This is a genomic window from Saccharopolyspora hattusasensis (assembly GCF_050972075.1).
Taxonomy (GTDB): domain Bacteria; phylum Actinomycetota; class Actinomycetes; order Mycobacteriales; family Pseudonocardiaceae; genus Saccharopolyspora; species Saccharopolyspora hattusasensis.
The window spans coordinates 6,755,088-6,769,841 of the sequence record NZ_JBPCDC010000001.1 but is presented as its reverse complement, the minus strand read 5'-3'; the positions used below and the strand labels follow the sequence as shown (position 1 = coordinate 6,769,841).

The following is a 14,754-nucleotide window of genomic DNA, read 5'->3' as shown; positions in this document are numbered from 1 at the left end:
CCCACGGCTGAACCGGGCGCCGGCACCGCCGTGCCCCTCACCTGCCGCGCGTACCCGGGTCACCTGCACCCTGGGGCCCCCGCCGCCCATGCGCATGCCCCGCAACACCGGCGGCATCGTCATCACCTCCACCGACCGAGACCCCCACCAGGCCCTCACCGGCTTCGCCGGGGCCTGGAAGCCGAACCTCAGCCCTGCCACCCTCCCCGCGGGAACCGTTGTCCTGCAACTCCTTCCCCCCGCCGACGGCGACGATCCCGACCTGGTCGACGTCTGGCTGTGGCTCACCCGTCACGGACGCTGGCTGATGCTGGGCTGCTGGAAGAACGCAGGCCCGGGCTGGACCTACCGCGCCGCGCCGCTGATCCACGCCGCCCTGCCCGCACCACAGGCCAGCGCAGCACCACAGGCCGGCACTGCACCCCAGAACACCGCAAGCTCACCACGACTGCGCGCCGTACCTGCCCGCCGCACATAGAAGCCCGTCGCCATGATGCACCGGCCAGCGGTGCCGACGGTCAGGCCGCCCCATAGGTGGCGAGGGGCGCTCTGACCGTCGGCACAACAAGTCCGCCCGGCTCCGGCAGCGCCCTGCGCGGCCAGCAGGGCAGCCTGCCGGAGCTGCTAGATCGATGAAAACTGCGGAGGCGCCAACTCAGGGGCACCCACGGGATTCCGCCGCTCTCTCTTGGTGGTGTGCGAGTCCACCACCGAGAACTCCGCGATCTCCGCCGGGGGCTGGGGTTCGGTGTGGTCTGTCCGCGCCGAGGCAGGCTTGTGGCTGAGGTGCTCGCGGGTACGCTGGGCCGCCTGTCGAATCTGCGCTGTCAGGCCCCTGTTGGTCTCGCGTACCTGGCGTTGATCACGCTCGCCGCGCCGGTTCCCGCTGTGGGCCGGTTCCCGACGCGCGTGGGTGATGTAGCGCTGAAGCAGGGCCCGAAGGTGCTGCGCGTGGTGGGCGTTAAGGTCGATCGCATAGACCACCCCGTCCAAAGAGAACGTCACGGTCTGCTCGGCAGGTGAGCCGTCGATGTCATCGACGAACTCGACCACGATCTTTTCAGCCACAGCACCATCCACATATCAAGTCCAGAGATCCATGACAGGGACCCTGAAGTCAGCACGTACTCCTTGCCGCGAAAGCATAGAACACCGCCGCCCGCGACAGCCAGCACCTGTGACACCCCAGAAAAAGCTGTGACCGTAATCCACCCGGACGCGGCGGCGCTCCGTGGATTTTATCTCGAACGGTTGCCCTACAATCCGTTTCCGTACCGGCGTCCGGCATTTCACGATACCGGGCAAACGAAAGGAACTACATGGCTGAGAAAGTTACCGTTGCGCTCGTCGACGACATCGACGGCACGCCCGCTGAGACCACAGTCGAGTTCAGCCTAGACGGAGTCAGCTACACGATTGACCTGTCCCAGGACAACGCCACTGAACTCCGGGACGCCCTCACACCGTATGTGTCTCATGCCCGCCGGACCGGAGGGCGAAAGCGCGCGACCATCAAGCCCGCGAAAGCCGCCGCGCCGCAGACGACGGACAAAGAACGCAACCTGGCTATTCGCACGTGGGCACGCGAACAAGGTTTTCAGGTGTCCGACCGAGGCCGTATCCCCGCGGAGATCGTCGAAGCCTACGACAACGCTCGATAATCGAAGGCGGGGCCGCCGGCCACAGGTCCGCGGCCCCGCCCCGCAGCACACGGTCGACGGCGGGGCCGCGGGGTCTGCGCCGGGGATATGGGGGTGCATAGGGAGGATCACCAGGGGGATCCGCAGGAGGCGGCGCTTAGACGACCACCCCCTCGGGCGGCGGTCCCGCGCTGCGTAGCGGGCCTTACCGGGGATCCGCGGGTATCCCCGACTGGCCTGGCCACAGGCCGGGAGAAACATCGAGGCGGGCGGGCGGCCAGGCATCACGTCAGGACACTCCCACTACACCTCTCACGGCCCGTATCCCGATAAATAACCTCCCCTCCACTATTATTGTTTTTCATTTCATTTTTCAGAAACTGTTCAAGCCACCGCTTTCAGTGACTTATTCGCCGGCGTTTGGGATTTGAATAGGAAATGTGGGCGATTTCGAAATAACGGCAGGTCGGCCCCTATTGGGTGATTCGAGAAGAGTCTTTGAAAATGGGGCGTTATTTGTTGAATCGTGCGCGGCACAGAGCTATCTTTGAACCATCACCGGGGGAACCGGGAAATCACCGAAATGCCGCCCCTGGCGGAGCTATGTTCACCGAGGGAGCTACCGTGCCGATGGCCGCGATCCACCCTGCCGCCGAAACCTGCGAATCCGGCGATGCCGCCGAAACCGGGACGCCGATTGTGTGGCCCACCGCCTGGGAAGGGGAATTGCACATGACACCGCCCGCCGGTTCGCCAGCAACGCCCGCGCCCGCTCCGGTGCCCTCGGGTACTGCGGCGGGTGGGCGGTTGCGCAGTGGCGAGCTGCGGCGGATCGTCGCCGAATGCCTCGCCGATCACGCGGGAACGGAATTCACGCCACGCGACATAGCTAAAAAATTGGGTCGCTCGTCCGGCGCGGTCGGCAACGCGTTGCAGGTGCTCACCGATCGCGGGGAAGCCGAGAGGACCTCCCTCACGCCGTTGCGTTACCGGGCGACGGCCGCGACCGCCGGTGCCGCCTCCGCCCCCAGCACACCAGCGGGAAGCCCCGCCAAGGCCCCGCGCCGCCCCCGGAAAGCCGCACCCACGCCAGCCGCACCGGAACCAGAGGCGCCGCACCCGACGCCGGTGCCCTCGGAGGAGGAGCCCGTGTCGGGTCCGGTGACCCGCCCGAACGGGCAGACCTACCACCCCAGGCAATTGTCCGGGTTGCCGGATGTCACCGCGTTGCGCAAGCTACGCGCCGCAGGCGTGTCCTCCCTGCTGTATGGGCCCCCCGGAACGGGGAAGACCTCAGTCGTCGAGGCCGCCTTCCCGGACCTGATCACAGTGCAGGGCGACGGGGACACCACGGTCGCGGACATCGTGGGCGAATACACCCAAACCCCGGACGGCCGTTACGTTTTCGTCCACGGCCCCCTGGTCACCGCGATGCGGGAAGGCCGGTGCCTGTTCATCGACGACGCCACCCTGATCCCGCCCACCGTGCTGGCCGTGGTGTACCCGGCCATGGACGGACGCCGCCAGATCACCGTGAAAGCCAACGGCGGCGAAGTGGTGACAGCCGAGCCCGGTTTCTACGTCGTCGCCGGACACAACCCCGGCGTGCACGGCGCGGTCCTCACCGACGCCCTCTCGTCACGGTTCTCCGCACAGATCCAGGTCTCCACGGACTTCGAACTGGCCAAGCAACTGAACATCGACCGGCGTGCGGTGCGCGTGGCGCGGAATCTCGCGACGCGCCAACGCAAAGGCGAGGTCCGCTGGGCCCCGCAGCTTCGCGAACTGATCGCGTTCGAACGGATCTCCGCCGTACTCGGCGCAGACGCTGCCGCCGCCAACCTCGTCGGTATCGCGCCGGAAGAGGACCGCGACACCGTAGCGGCAGCCGTGCGCGACGCGTTCGGCACCGTGATCGAACCGCTCGCACTCGGCGCACGCATCTAACCCACCCGCCACGTCGAAAGTCCTGGAAGGACGATCCCCATGAGCACGCATCAGATCACCGATACCGCTGTCGGCAAGACCCGCCTCGATTCCTCCCGCGACGCCGTGTGGTTGCGCCTGTCCGCCACACTCACCGACGAGGTTCCGGTCATCGCCGACCGGGAAGACCTCCTCGTCACCATCGCCCCCGGGGCCGGGCACGGGTCGCCCGCCTGCTACTTCCCGCACCACGCCACGATCGAAATCGACGGCGCCCACCTCGGCACAGTGGACCCCGCCACCATGACCCCCGACCGCCTCGGCGACCGAGCCCGCTACGCCACCGCGTGGGGCCTGCTCACCCACGAATGCGCCCACGCCCGCCATTCCGTTTGGGAACCGCCCCGCGACGCCCCACCCGGCGCGGTCGACGCCGCGATGCTGCTGGAAGAATCCCGCATCGAGGCCCACCAGATCCGCCGCCGCCCCGACGACCGGCACTGGCTCCGCGCCTCCGCTACCCACCTCATCCTCGCCGACACCCACGCCAACGACCCCACCCGCGCCCCCGGCATGACACCGCACGCGGCCGCCCACGCCGCCGCCCTGCTGCTGGCCCGCACGGACGCCGGAATCCTCACCCCCGACGAAACCAAAATCGTCGGCAACGTCGTCGACTCCCTCCTCGGCACCTCAACCCTGGACGAGCTACGGGACCTGTGGCTGGCCGCCCACCACGTCGAGGACAACGACGCCGACACCATGATCGACCTCGGCCGCCGCTGGTGCGAAGCCCTCGGCACCGACCCGGATACCGGGGCAGGCGGTGAGGAAGCCACCCCCGGTGAAACGGGGACCCCATCACCCTTGGCCAGCGCCATCGCCGTCGCCACAGCGCGAACCGCCGTAGCCGTCGCCGCCGAAGAGGCTCCCGCCGACCCCGCGACGGCCGAAACGGACGCGGCGGGCGCCGAACGCCAGGCACAACAAGACGCCGCGAAAGCCGCGCGAAAGGTCTTCTCCGCAACCGGCGGACCGCGTAGAGGGAAAACCACCATCACCGGAACACGACCCCCCACAGGGCAGGAACGCGCTGCCGCGCGCCGCCTCGGTCGCGCACTGAGCACCGCCGGAATCCGCGACCGTGTAGCGACAAAGACAACCTCGCCCACACCACCCGGACGGCTGCGCATGCGCGGCGCACTGGCCGCCGACGCGCAACGCGCCGCCGGAGCGCTACCGACCGCCGAACCGTTCACCCGCACCACCCGGCGCATCGCGCCCAGCCCACCCCTGCGGCTCGGCATCGCCTGCGACGTGTCCGGATCCATGCGGGCCTTCGCCGGACCGGTCGCCTCCGCCGCCTGGATCCTCGGCAACGCCGCCCACCACGCCCAGATACCGGCCGCCGCCGCGACCGTGATCTTCGGGAACCGGGTGCGCGCCATCACCCGCCCCGATGCCGCCCCCACGCACGTGACCGAGTTCGACGCCGACGACAACTACGAGGACATCCCTCGCGCCATCGACGCCCTCGACGGAGCCCTGGACCTCTCCCGCCCCGCAGCCGCGCGGCTGCTGGTGATCGTCTCCGACGGCCGGTTCCGGGACGACCCACGTGCAGAAGGACAGCGCCGCGTCGATCGGTTGCGCGCCAACGGATGCGCCGTGCTGTGGCTCGCACCCGACAGCCCCCGCGTGAACCCACTGCACGGCGTCACCGTTCACCCGCTCGCCGATCCCACCGCCACCGCACACGCCATCGGCCACGCCGCCACCGCAGCACTGCGCGCCGCCCGCTAACCGCCCCGCCAGGTGGCCGGACACCCGGCCACCTGGCACCCGGCCACCTGGCACCCGGTCGCCACCCCAAGCGAAAGCCGGTACCACGGCACCAACTGACCACAGTGGAAACCCCAGAACAGGAGAGAGCGTTGCCCGAGAACCGTGTCAACAGCACCGACAAGATCCTGACCGAAGTCGCGGGTATTACCCGCGCAGAACTCGACGACACCCACCCCGTCGACATCGTGCTGAAGGTGATCGCAGAGAACTTCGCCTACCATCAGGACGCGGCCAAGCGAATCGCCGACGGCATCTCCCGCTACCTGCACGGCGTCGCCGACGGCAACCGTCACCTCTTCAGCCTCGCATCGTGTTCGGACTCGGGAAACTACGACGCGGCCGTCGCGAGCATGCAAGCCCTGCGAGAACCTCTCGCGGCCGCTGTCTACGCCTACCGGCAGGCGCACCGCACCGGACCCCAGGACACCAACACCGCGACCTGACCGAACACACTACGAACCCACAACCGGAGAACAGCACGAGCACGCTTGCTTCTCTGAACTAGCCTGAGTTTCCCCGCTAGCTGATTGCTCGACAGCATTTCCTCGGGGCGCTTAGGTTTCGACCCGGCCCACTGTATTACCCAGTACGGCAGCGGCCAGTCCCGACGGCCCATGGCGTAACATCGAGTTTCCGCGGCCTCACGTCGGTGACCTGCGAGCACGCCACAGCGGTGATCGAGCGAGTTGGGTAATACACCGGGGATCATGAAACGTTCCCTCTGATCAGCCGAAACTCTGATGTTGATCATGCTAAGAGGGAAACTCAGGCTAGCTCTGCTGCGGCACGTTCGACGTTCTCCGCAAAGCTGACCGCTTCAAGCATGCGGTCGATCCATCGGCCGCCGGATCCGTCTGACGGCTTGACTCTCGCGCACCATCTTCAAGAACTGCATCGCATTCTGGTCACGCCGGATGTCCGGCCTGGCGTAGATCCGGCGGAGCGCCTCGACCGCTTCGCTTGAGTTACAGATGTCGAGGCAGAGTTGGCACGCATCGGTGTAGCGCTCGCGAAGCTTGACGAGATGGCCAAACCCATTCTCCTGGAGGTCCTCGAGCAGCCCTACCGGTCCGCGCGTGTTGATGACCTTCATGAACGGGTTCGTGAGCCCCCGCTCTAGGATGAGGCCGAGGCTCTCTTCCTGCGCGTTGCCAAGGATCAGCGGGTTCGCTTCGTGCATGTAGAGACCCGGGCCACAGCAGGCGTAAACCACCCCACCGGGGACGACGTCCGCCGCCGTCACCGTCTCGCACGTCTCCCGTGGTGGACGAGACGAGAACTTGAAGTCCTCCTCGGCGAACTCTTCGGCCCGCCCGAGCTTGACAAGAAAGTTGACGTGCACCTCCGCGCCCGTGTGCGAGAGAAGCGTCCTGACGTGGTCACCGTAGTTGTCGCTTGGGGTTGTGATCACGCGGACGGCAACGTGGATCCCCAGGGCATCGCAGGCTTCGGCGATGTTGACGCAGCGACCTTCGTCAATGAACTCGAGGTGATAGCGGTCAAGGCTCACGCCCAGCATGTCGAGTCCGAGCTCTTGCAGCTCGGCGAGCTGACGCGTGGCCTGCCGCTTGTCGCGGCCCCAGAAACCGCTGGTCATGACAGACACGACATAACCCGCGTCCTTCGCTTCGCGCACGAGTGTCCTGAGGCGGGCAGGCTTCAGGAACGGCTCGCCTCCGGTGAAGCTGACATGGTCGACCGCGCCTTGGGCGTCGTACAGGTACTTGAGCGCCTCGTCGACCGACATGTCGTCGCGAACGTGAGGGGTCGACTTCGTAATGCAATGCGCGCACTTCAGCGGGCACGTCATGGTGACCGAGATGCCAAGGCAGGAGTAACCGAAGATTCCGTCAGGCATCAGCGCTCTCCCTTCGGCGGGTTGCGCTGTGAGAAGTGCACAATGCCCGAGCGCCGGAACCGCTCAAAGTTCCGGCGCCACTGGCTGTCGAAGGTGCGAATGATCGTCTCGGGTGTGAAGAGGCCGGCCGGGATAGTGCATGTGTGCGGCGGACACGTCTTGATCGGACCGTCGGTCACGTTCGGAACGATTACGTGGATGTCGCAGCCATCGCTGTTCACGAACATCCCGCCCTCGAGTTCGTCGCCCTGCCATACCCGCAAGATTTTTGGAAGGTCCCAGCGGTCGATTCCCTCGACGGCAAACGGTCCCCGCTTGGAACCGCTGTCCCCTCTGACCGCCTCGATGATGCCGAGCCGCTCCGCTTCCTCGCATACTGCGGCGACGGCCCGCTGGACCTCCTCTGCCGCCGCGCCGTAGCGCTCCGCGAGGGCACTGGCCACGCCGTCGGGGGCCGCGAAGCCATCGAGATTTTCCAACAGCACGAACGCTGGCTGGTTGATGCACGCCACCAGCTGGCGATTCTCAAGCGTGAGGTAGAACTCGTCGCCAACCTCGGCGAAGTGGATGTCCTCCGCTCGCTTGAGCCTCTTCTGGTTCTCCACGTCTGACACACATCCCCTCTGCACCGCATCAGCTGCCGTCACGGACACTGGGTTGATGCGCAGCGCCCGGCGCAAGCCCCGGCTGAGCGGGTCGGACGGAGTTCGGCAACCGCGAGTCCCGCGACGTCAGGGTGCCCGAATCCCGCGCAATGCACCCCCCGGGTCACCCAGTCGGTGAACTCGGCGACGGTCGGCAGCCGCCCGGCGCAGACGTGGGCGTAGTCGGACAGGTGTGGGCCGGGTGTCGCAGCGGCGGCGGAGCGTTCCGCGCCGCAGTCGCCGACGGCGATCCCGCCGCGTGGCTGGTGACCTGCACGGTGATCACCGCGCAAGCCATCGACGACCTTGGCGCCAGGGAAACCTTCCGCCGGTGTGCTCGACGAACGCACGTAGTCGACCGCCCGTTTCTCGATGGTGGACAGTGCGAGGTTGCGGGCCACAGGCCTGCCGCCTTGGCCAGGGTCGCCAGCGGATAAGGCCGCCGGCCGACGAACTCGCGGCCGTAGGCGATCAGCTGCCGCAGCTAGCCATGCAGCCGTCGGCCAGGTCTTTGAGGACGTCCACTGCGAGCGTCACCACCTCGGGCACGTCCGCCCCGCCCGGAGCGTCGTAGCCAGCGGCCACGCTCTCGGGGAACCAGCCGTCCGCCGGGTCATCTCCCGCGTTCGCCTCACCGATCACGGTCGCCGACGCTACGCCCGCGACCGTGCACTCCTCACCCCATTTTCGACGTCCGGTAAGTCCACGACACCTCGGTTGCCCGTCCTCGCCCCCGGAGCAAGAGGTCGGCTCCCAGCCACCAGCCAACAACCGCGTCCAGATCGCCGACCGGGCGATCGAACTAGTGACTAGCCCCACACGTGAGCACGTTCATCCGTCCACCGCCGAGCAGTCTGGTCAGTACGCCGACATCGTTGCGCGGTCAGCCAGCCACCCGCAGCAACCTGCGTCATTTTCACCAACATTGATCATGGTCCTGCCCGCCAAGTGATGCCCGAATTCGCGGACAACTGACGCCGTTTTTCACCATCCCAGCCAGCCGGGTCACAGGCGATCCAGCCCATGCTGGCGGCACCGGGACGACACCGAGCACAGCACGTCCAGTCGGGCATCAACCCTTCGGGGTCGACGTGCCCTACCGGCGGGCAAGGCAACGCTCATGCCAGTCCACGGTGTCCCATAATTCACCCTCGCAAATTCGGCCGTGGCGGCAAGCTCGACGACCAATGCACCGCAGGGCCAGGCTCCCCTCCGGGAGCCTGGCCCTGCTACGTAATTTCCTTCCGTCGTCGGTGGCTTAGCTGGCGGGCGCGTCGGTTTGTGGTTTGGCGGCGAACCGCTTGGGTTTGTCCTGGGTTTGTACTGCGTAGCCGTCGGCGACGAGCTTTTCCAGTGCGTTGTTGACGGCTCCGGAGGAGCGGTTGAGTGCTTTGCCGATGGTGTTGGGGCTGAATTCTTCGCCGGGGTGTTCGGTGAGGTAGTCCTCGACCATGCCGCGCAATTCACCCTTACTCAGGCGGGGTCCCTTGATGATCGGGCCGGGAGCATCGTCGACGCCGCTGGCCTCTCGTGCGTCTTCCGCAGATTCCTTTTCCTCCGCGGTAGATGCGTCGTTCTGGCCGGGGCTTTGCGGCTGGCTTGGCTCCTCCACGGTGGCCGGTTGTGGCGTGGTGTCGTCGTGTGTGGGGGAAGCTGGTCCTTGCGGGGGCGTGATCTGGTCGGTGTGGGTGATTGTCCAGCAGTCGGCGCTGCGGCGTCCGCCGTCGCCGATGCCGGAGATGCGGGTGACGCTGCCGTCTTTGGCCCACGTTGCCAGGATCTTTCCGGCGGTGGACCGGCCGACTCCGGCAGCTTCGGCGATGTCGGTAGTGGTGGCGCCCGGGTTGGCGTGGAGTGCGGCCCACACCTTGTCCTGGGATTCGGTGCGCTCGGGCATCGGGTTGCTATCGGTGTCGGCTGTGGGAACGGCTTTCAGGGGGCGCTGCTTGGCTGTGGTGCGGGCGTTGTCGTTCTTTCTGGGCATGACGGTTCGCTCCTGTTTGGGATGGGTGGTGGGTCATGCCCCCGGGGGCGGTTGCAGCCCCCGGTGCGCTGCCGGTCGAGTGGGCTACACAGACATGGACGCTTCGTTGGCCCGGTCCTGTCAAGCGGATTCCGAAACAAGATGACTGTCTTGTGTGGACATTCCTCCGATCGGGCGCGTCGGTGCCCATTCCGCGGCCGCAGCGAATCGAATCGCGATCGGCCCCGGGCGCGGTGATGTTCTGGGGCACGGATGTCATTGGTCGCACAGGGCCGGCCCGCCGTGCCGCCGGAAGAATCCGACCGGATCGGTTGGCTGCCCGTGCTCTTCGATCTGGAAATGGAGGTGCGGTCCGGTTGATTCGCCTCGGTTACCGACCTCGGCGATGAGCGCTCCGGTGCGGACTTGCTGGCCTGGTCGGGTGTGGTTGCGGTTGTTGTGTCCGTAGGTGGTGATGGTGCCGTCGGGGTGCTGGATGCGGATCCAGAGGCCGTAGCCGGTAGCGGGTCCGGAGTCGAGGACGGTGCCGCTGCCGGCGGCGAGGATCGGGGTCCCGAGTGGGGCGGCGATATCCAGTCCGCGGTGGAAACCGGTGCCGCGGGGCCCGAAACCTGAGGTGCAGTGCCCCTGCACGGGCACAGTCCACTCCCCCGCTGCTGGTGTCCTGGTGCAAGTGCGTCCGTGGAGGGCGGTGAGGAGTTGTCGTGCTGCGGGTTCGTGGCGGGCGTAGGCGTTCGGGCAGCCGGAGCGCTGGACTGTTTGTGCGGCGTCGTTGATGCTCATCGCCGGCCAGTCGGGCACGGCGAGTAGGTGCCGGTAGAACTGGGTGGCGCTGTAGGTGGGGTCCAGGATCTGTTCTCGCAGGCCCCAGCCTTGGGATGGGCGTTGCTGGAACAGTCCGAGGCTGTCGCGGTCGCCGTAGTCGAGGTTGCGCAGCCGGGACTCCTGGATGGCGGTGACCAGCGCGATGATCCATCCGCGTTCGGGCACGTTGAGCTGTTCGCCGACCGTGATGATGGTTGTGGCGTTGGCGAGTTGCTCAGGCGTGTAGCCGGATACGGCGGGCGTCTCGTCCCCGGCGACTGTGCAGCGTGTCAGATGGGCACCGCCGAGGACCGTGGTGACGACCCCGGCAGCGCCAGCGGCCATGAACACGATGAGAACGACCAACCCGCCCACGACGGCGAGCACAGTCTTGACAAGGGCGGACAGGGCTGATCACCTCGAAACCCTGCGAGGCCCGGGAGCTGGAGGCATGGGCTCAGGCGGCGGGAGCACGCCCTTCGGAGTCACGCCCGCCGCGGGGTCATTCACCGTGTTGGGGGCCGGGAGGTTCCACACACCAGCGAGGTCCTGCAACGGGTACCGAGCGTCGCCTCCGGTGGTGGCGGTAAGGGGTGCCCAGAGGGGTTCGGCCGGGCTGGGGTGGCCGGTGTCGGGGTCGAGATGATCGGCCACGGCGGTGGCGACGGGGACTCGGTGGGGTTGGTCGAGGTCTCGCCAGATGCGGTGGAGTTGGCGGCGGACGGTGACTTCGCGGCGACCGGAAGGCAGCCACACCAGCACAGGGGTGGTGATGGCGGTGGCCGTGGCCAGGTGGGCGTAACCGTGGAGTTTGCGGGCGACGCGAGCCACGGTCTCGGTGCCGAGGTCGAATTCGAGGAAGAACTCGGTCTCCCCGCTCGCGGTACGCCAACGGCCGTAGGCATCCGGGCGGACGAGGTCACCAAAGTGACGGGCACAGCGGGTTTCCGACCACCACGCACGCAGCACTTCCCCAGGGTGGTAACGGGCGCGGCTAATGAGGGTGGTGAACCATTCGTTGACGCCGACGGTGTGGGCCAGGCGCTGGTGGTGGGAGATGCTCATGGTCCGGTCGCGACGGTAGCCAAGATCTTTGATATCCAGCCCATATTCGCCGGCGAGAACGGCAGCACCGGCGGGACCGAGGACGTAGTGCATGGGCGCGGTACCGAGCACGATCGCGGGCTGGAAGCGGTCCAGGACCGACCACTGGAACAGCTCGCGCAGGCGCTGGCGGCCGGAGCGGAACGACGGGAACGCACAGCCGGTGATCTGGGTAGCGGTGAGCACGCGGTGTTCGTGCAGCATCCGGATAATCCACTTGTCGCGGGGCGTCAGCCGCCAGGCCAAGATGGCTTGGTGTTCAACGGAGTTGGCGACGCGCGGGGTCGGGCGTGCGGGTTTGAGTCCGTGCAACGCGCGCTGCCGAGTGGGTTTGATGATCACGGGAAAAGCACCTCCAGATCATGGGCAAGCTGAATCGCCACGACGAGCGCAGCGTCGCGTCGAAGGCTCGTGTGGTGGTCAGGTGTTACGGCGGGGATCCGCGCTGCGCGCCTGGTGCTCGTCTTCGGTGGTGGGCTGTGATGCGGGTTGGTGGTGGGTGTTCCGGGCGATGCGGCGGATCTCCCGGGCGCGCCCGGGGATGGGTAGTGGGAGTGGTTGGGTGGTCAGGGTGAAGGGTTCGGCTTCGGCGCCGTGCAGGACCAGCCTTGCGGCGGCGTGGTACACGTCCAGGTGCGCGAGGTCGTGGTCGGACAGCCGTGGGGTGGTGTGGCGGGAGAGTTCGCGGGCGTCTTCGGGACTGGCGTTGAAGAAGATCTTGCTGCGGGCGTTGGTGGAGATCCCTTCCTTGAGCTCGCGTGGGAGTTGGCCGAGGTGCTGGTGCGCCAGGGTCATGGCGAGGCGGAATCCGCGGGCTTCGGCGAGCATGTCCTCCATGGGGTAGGGCAGGTTGAGGAAGTTGTGGCATTCGTCGATGACCATGCCCGCGTCCCGGCGCTGGGCTTGCGCAATAGCGGCGCGGGCGGTGGTGGTCTGCCAGACCCGTGCCACCACCAGCGATCCGATCAGCCGGGTGGTTTCCTCGCCGAGCGTGCCTTTCGGGATCCGCAGCAAACAGATCCCGCCGTCGAGGATGTGTGTCATGTCGATGGTGGAGGGTCCGGCGGCGATGGCGTCGCGCACGAACGGCCGCAGCAGGAACGCGCGGAGTTTGTTCATCAGCGGCGAGATGACCTGGCTGCGGGAGGCGTCGGTGAGGTCCTCATACCAGGACCAGAATCCTCTGAGGACCGGGTCCGTGACGGCGGCGGTGACCCGGGCGCGGAAGGCGGGCTCGGCCAGCAGGGTAGGCAGGTCGGCGAGGGTGGCGGTGCCGTCCTGGGCGCGCAGGGTGAGACACGCGGCACGCATGACGTCGTCGGTACGCGGGCCCCAGAACGCGGAATAGACACGGCGGAACACCGACACCAGGTTGTCGACGGTGAGGTCGGTTTCCCCACCATCGAGGGGGTTCAGGCAGGGTGGGCGGGTACGGGCGTCGGCGTCAAAGAGCACCACACGGTCGGCTGCGGCGCGGGGTAGGCGGGAGAGGACGTCGGTGACCAGGTCGCCTTTGGGATCGATCACCACAATGCCGCGGCCGGCTTCGGCGTCGGCGAGGATCATGGAGGCCAGCAGGGTGGATTTGCCGGATCCGGTGGCGCCCAGGACATGCAGGTGGTGCCGGGCATCAGGCACCCGTAGCGCCACCGGGCGGGGATGGCCGGTGTTGGTGACGCCCAGTGGCTTGGCTTGCGGGCCGGGGGTGGCCACGCCGGGTGGTGGGGCGATGGCTTTGGCTCCGGCGCGCTGGATTCCGGGGATGGCGTCGTCGGTGGGCAGGTGTGCCAGTGCCGCGAGCTCCGGGACCGACAGCAGATCGCCCCGTCGCAGGGATCGCTGGGTGAAGGCGGTGTCGGGGTGGCGGAGTCGGTGGCGGGTGTAGTGGTTGTGGCCGGTGTAGGAGGCGAACGAGGCCGCCAATGCGTGCGCCCGGCCTCGTGCCGCCGCTCTCGCCGCGTCGACCTCCGTGGTGGTCGCGGTGTGGGAAAGCAGGGTGGCGGTGGCGTAGCGGATGACGGTCTCGTACTGGCTGCCGCGTTGTTTGGTCACGATCGCCCGGTTGGCCGCGGAGTGTTCCAGCGACGTCTGCGGATCACGACGAGCCATCTCCCGGCCGCTGTCGCGAGGGCGGATAGTGGCCCTGCCGGGGGTGATGAGGTCCAGGACCCGGCCTACCAGGTGGCTGCTGGTGTGGGTGTGGCGGGCGGCGCGGTGGGCTTGGGCGAGGCGGCGCCCGGTGACGGGGCGGGCGAGGATGTGCACGCAGGCGTGCTCTTCGCGGTCCAGGCCGACCGGTGCGCCGATCAACGCGCGGATCGGGTCGGCGTCGAAGTCGGTCCGGATCGGCAGCGCGTCCGGGCGCGCGAGCCGGAGCTCTCCCCCGACCAGCACTCGCCGCCCTCCCGCACCGGGCGCGGGCAGGGGTGGTTCGGCGGGGCTGGTGCGGGTGTGTGCGCCGGGCCAGGCCGCTTCCACCGCCCGCTCGACCAGACCAGGGGGAATAACGCCAGGCACCCACAACCGGATCGCAACACCAGCCTGGGAGAACACGTACTCACACGCCAGGTGGGGTTGGCCGGTGAGAAGGCGTTTCCATCGTGGGCGCAGCAGGCCAACGAGGTGCGACCACAACGCCGCTCCACCCGCGGGGTCCACTGTGGGCGGGGCGAGGATCGTCACCATGCGGGCGTTCTCGATGAGGCGCTGACGGCAGCGACCGCGCCACCACCAACGCCCGCCCACCACGCCGACAAGCCCGACGATGAGACCAGGCACCGCGACAGGAGCGGCGGAGCTAGCCACGTCACCGAGGCGCCCGAGGACGAGCTGCAGAGCACCCCACGGGTCCCGTAAGTAGTCTTCGATCCCTCCACCGACCAGGCTGATCACTGCAGACGGCAAGGCGGGCATACCGCACCTCCTCGAGGTGACGTGTCCAGTTCATTC

General features: G+C 67.6%; 14 protein-coding genes. 5 read left to right on the top strand and 9 right to left on the bottom strand.

Annotated features, from left to right (window positions below; translation table 11 throughout):
* The first annotated feature begins 88 nt into the window (after positions 1-88).
* Entirely contained in the window at positions 89-478 is a 390-nt protein-coding gene (locus ACRXBZ_RS32610) for a hypothetical protein (protein ID WP_433882320.1), read from the top strand.
* Between the two features lie 146 nt (positions 479-624).
* On the opposite strand, the gene ACRXBZ_RS32605 is transcribed toward ACRXBZ_RS32610, so the two are convergent.
* Complete coding sequence (locus ACRXBZ_RS32605) at positions 625-1,068, bottom strand: histone-like nucleoid-structuring protein Lsr2 (RefSeq protein ID WP_433882319.1); 444 nt, start codon at positions 1,066-1,068, stop codon at positions 625-627.
* 251 nt (positions 1,069-1,319) lie between these two features.
* On the opposite strand from ACRXBZ_RS32605, the gene ACRXBZ_RS32600 reads away from it, so the two are divergent.
* From ACRXBZ_RS32600 to ACRXBZ_RS32585, 4 genes are all read left to right on the top strand, one after another.
* Complete coding sequence (locus ACRXBZ_RS32600) at positions 1,320-1,661, top strand: histone-like nucleoid-structuring protein Lsr2 (protein ID WP_433882318.1); 342 nt, start codon at positions 1,320-1,322, stop codon at positions 1,659-1,661.
* 711 nt (positions 1,662-2,372) lie between these two features.
* The gene (locus ACRXBZ_RS32595; RefSeq protein ID WP_433884042.1) at positions 2,373-3,587 is read left to right on the top strand and encodes an AAA family ATPase; all 1,215 of its coding nucleotides are present in this window, start codon (positions 2,373-2,375) and stop codon (positions 3,585-3,587) included.
* A gap of 39 nt (positions 3,588-3,626) precedes the next feature.
* Positions 3,627-5,369, top strand: coding sequence for a VWA domain-containing protein (locus tag ACRXBZ_RS32590; protein WP_433882317.1), 1,743 nt, complete (start codon positions 3,627-3,629; stop codon positions 5,367-5,369).
* A 131-nt stretch (positions 5,370-5,500) separates the two neighbouring features.
* Positions 5,501-5,854, top strand: a complete 354-nt coding sequence (locus ACRXBZ_RS32585; RefSeq protein ID WP_433882316.1) for a hypothetical protein — start codon at positions 5,501-5,503, stop codon at positions 5,852-5,854.
* A gap of 374 nt (positions 5,855-6,228) precedes the next feature.
* Here the strand turns inward: ACRXBZ_RS32585 and ACRXBZ_RS32580 are convergent, their stop codons facing one another.
* The 8 genes from ACRXBZ_RS32580 to ACRXBZ_RS32545 form a co-directional block, all read right to left on the bottom strand.
* On the bottom strand, positions 6,229-7,269 hold the full coding sequence (locus tag ACRXBZ_RS32580; RefSeq protein ID WP_433882315.1) for a radical SAM protein: 1,041 nt from the start codon (positions 7,267-7,269) through the stop codon (positions 6,229-6,231).
* Positions 7,269-7,874, bottom strand: coding sequence for a PqqD family protein (locus ACRXBZ_RS32575; RefSeq protein WP_433882314.1), 606 nt, complete (start codon positions 7,872-7,874; stop codon positions 7,269-7,271). Before ACRXBZ_RS32575 ends, ACRXBZ_RS32580 begins: the two co-directional genes overlap by 1 nt.
* A gap of 38 nt (positions 7,875-7,912) precedes the next feature.
* Complete coding sequence (locus ACRXBZ_RS32570) at positions 7,913-8,314, bottom strand: hypothetical protein (protein ID WP_433882313.1); 402 nt, start codon at positions 8,312-8,314, stop codon at positions 7,913-7,915.
* 70 nt (positions 8,315-8,384) lie between these two features.
* Positions 8,385-8,555, bottom strand: a complete 171-nt coding sequence (locus ACRXBZ_RS32565; RefSeq protein ID WP_433882312.1) for a hypothetical protein — start codon at positions 8,553-8,555, stop codon at positions 8,385-8,387.
* 616 nt (positions 8,556-9,171) lie between these two features.
* The gene (locus tag ACRXBZ_RS32560) at positions 9,172-9,897 is read right to left on the bottom strand and encodes a MarR family transcriptional regulator (RefSeq protein ID WP_433882311.1); all 726 of its coding nucleotides are present in this window, start codon (positions 9,895-9,897) and stop codon (positions 9,172-9,174) included.
* A 255-nt stretch (positions 9,898-10,152) separates the two neighbouring features.
* Positions 10,153-11,088 carry a M23 family metallopeptidase gene (locus ACRXBZ_RS32555; RefSeq protein ID WP_433882310.1) on the bottom strand — a complete coding sequence of 312 codons (936 nt, stop codon included), beginning with the start codon at positions 11,086-11,088 and terminating at the stop codon, positions 10,153-10,155.
* Between the two features lie 27 nt (positions 11,089-11,115).
* Positions 11,116-12,147 carry a replication-relaxation family protein gene (locus ACRXBZ_RS32550; protein WP_433882309.1) on the bottom strand — a complete coding sequence of 344 codons (1,032 nt, stop codon included), beginning with the start codon at positions 12,145-12,147 and terminating at the stop codon, positions 11,116-11,118.
* A 78-nt stretch (positions 12,148-12,225) separates the two neighbouring features.
* Positions 12,226-14,718 (bottom strand): type IV secretory system conjugative DNA transfer family protein, encoded by a 2,493-nt coding sequence (locus tag ACRXBZ_RS32545; RefSeq protein ID WP_433882308.1) that lies wholly within the window; start codon positions 14,716-14,718, stop codon positions 12,226-12,228.
* Positions 14,719-14,754: the final 36 nt, after the last annotated feature.

What these genes read in the sequence shown, in the direction of transcription:
- ACRXBZ_RS32610 (WP_433882320.1), top strand. Translation starts at nt 89, where the DNA reads ATGCGCATGCCCCGCAACACCGGCGGCATCGTCATCACCTCCACCGAC.
- ACRXBZ_RS32600 (WP_433882318.1), top strand. Translation starts at nt 1,320, where the DNA reads ATGGCTGAGAAAGTTACCGTTGCGCTCGTCGACGACATCGACGGCACG.
- ACRXBZ_RS32595 (WP_433884042.1), top strand. Translation starts at nt 2,373, where the DNA reads ATGACACCGCCCGCCGGTTCGCCAGCAACGCCCGCGCCCGCTCCGGTG.
- ACRXBZ_RS32590 (WP_433882317.1), top strand. Translation starts at nt 3,627, where the DNA reads ATGAGCACGCATCAGATCACCGATACCGCTGTCGGCAAGACCCGCCTC.
- ACRXBZ_RS32580 (WP_433882315.1), bottom strand. Translation starts at nt 7,269, where the DNA reads ATGCCTGACGGAATCTTCGGTTACTCCTGCCTTGGCATCTCGGTCACC.
- ACRXBZ_RS32560 (WP_433882311.1), bottom strand. Translation starts at nt 9,897, where the DNA reads ATGCCCAGAAAGAACGACAACGCCCGCACCACAGCCAAGCAGCGCCCC.
- ACRXBZ_RS32545 (WP_433882308.1), bottom strand. Translation starts at nt 14,718, where the DNA reads ATGCCCGCCTTGCCGTCTGCAGTGATCAGCCTGGTCGGTGGAGGGATC.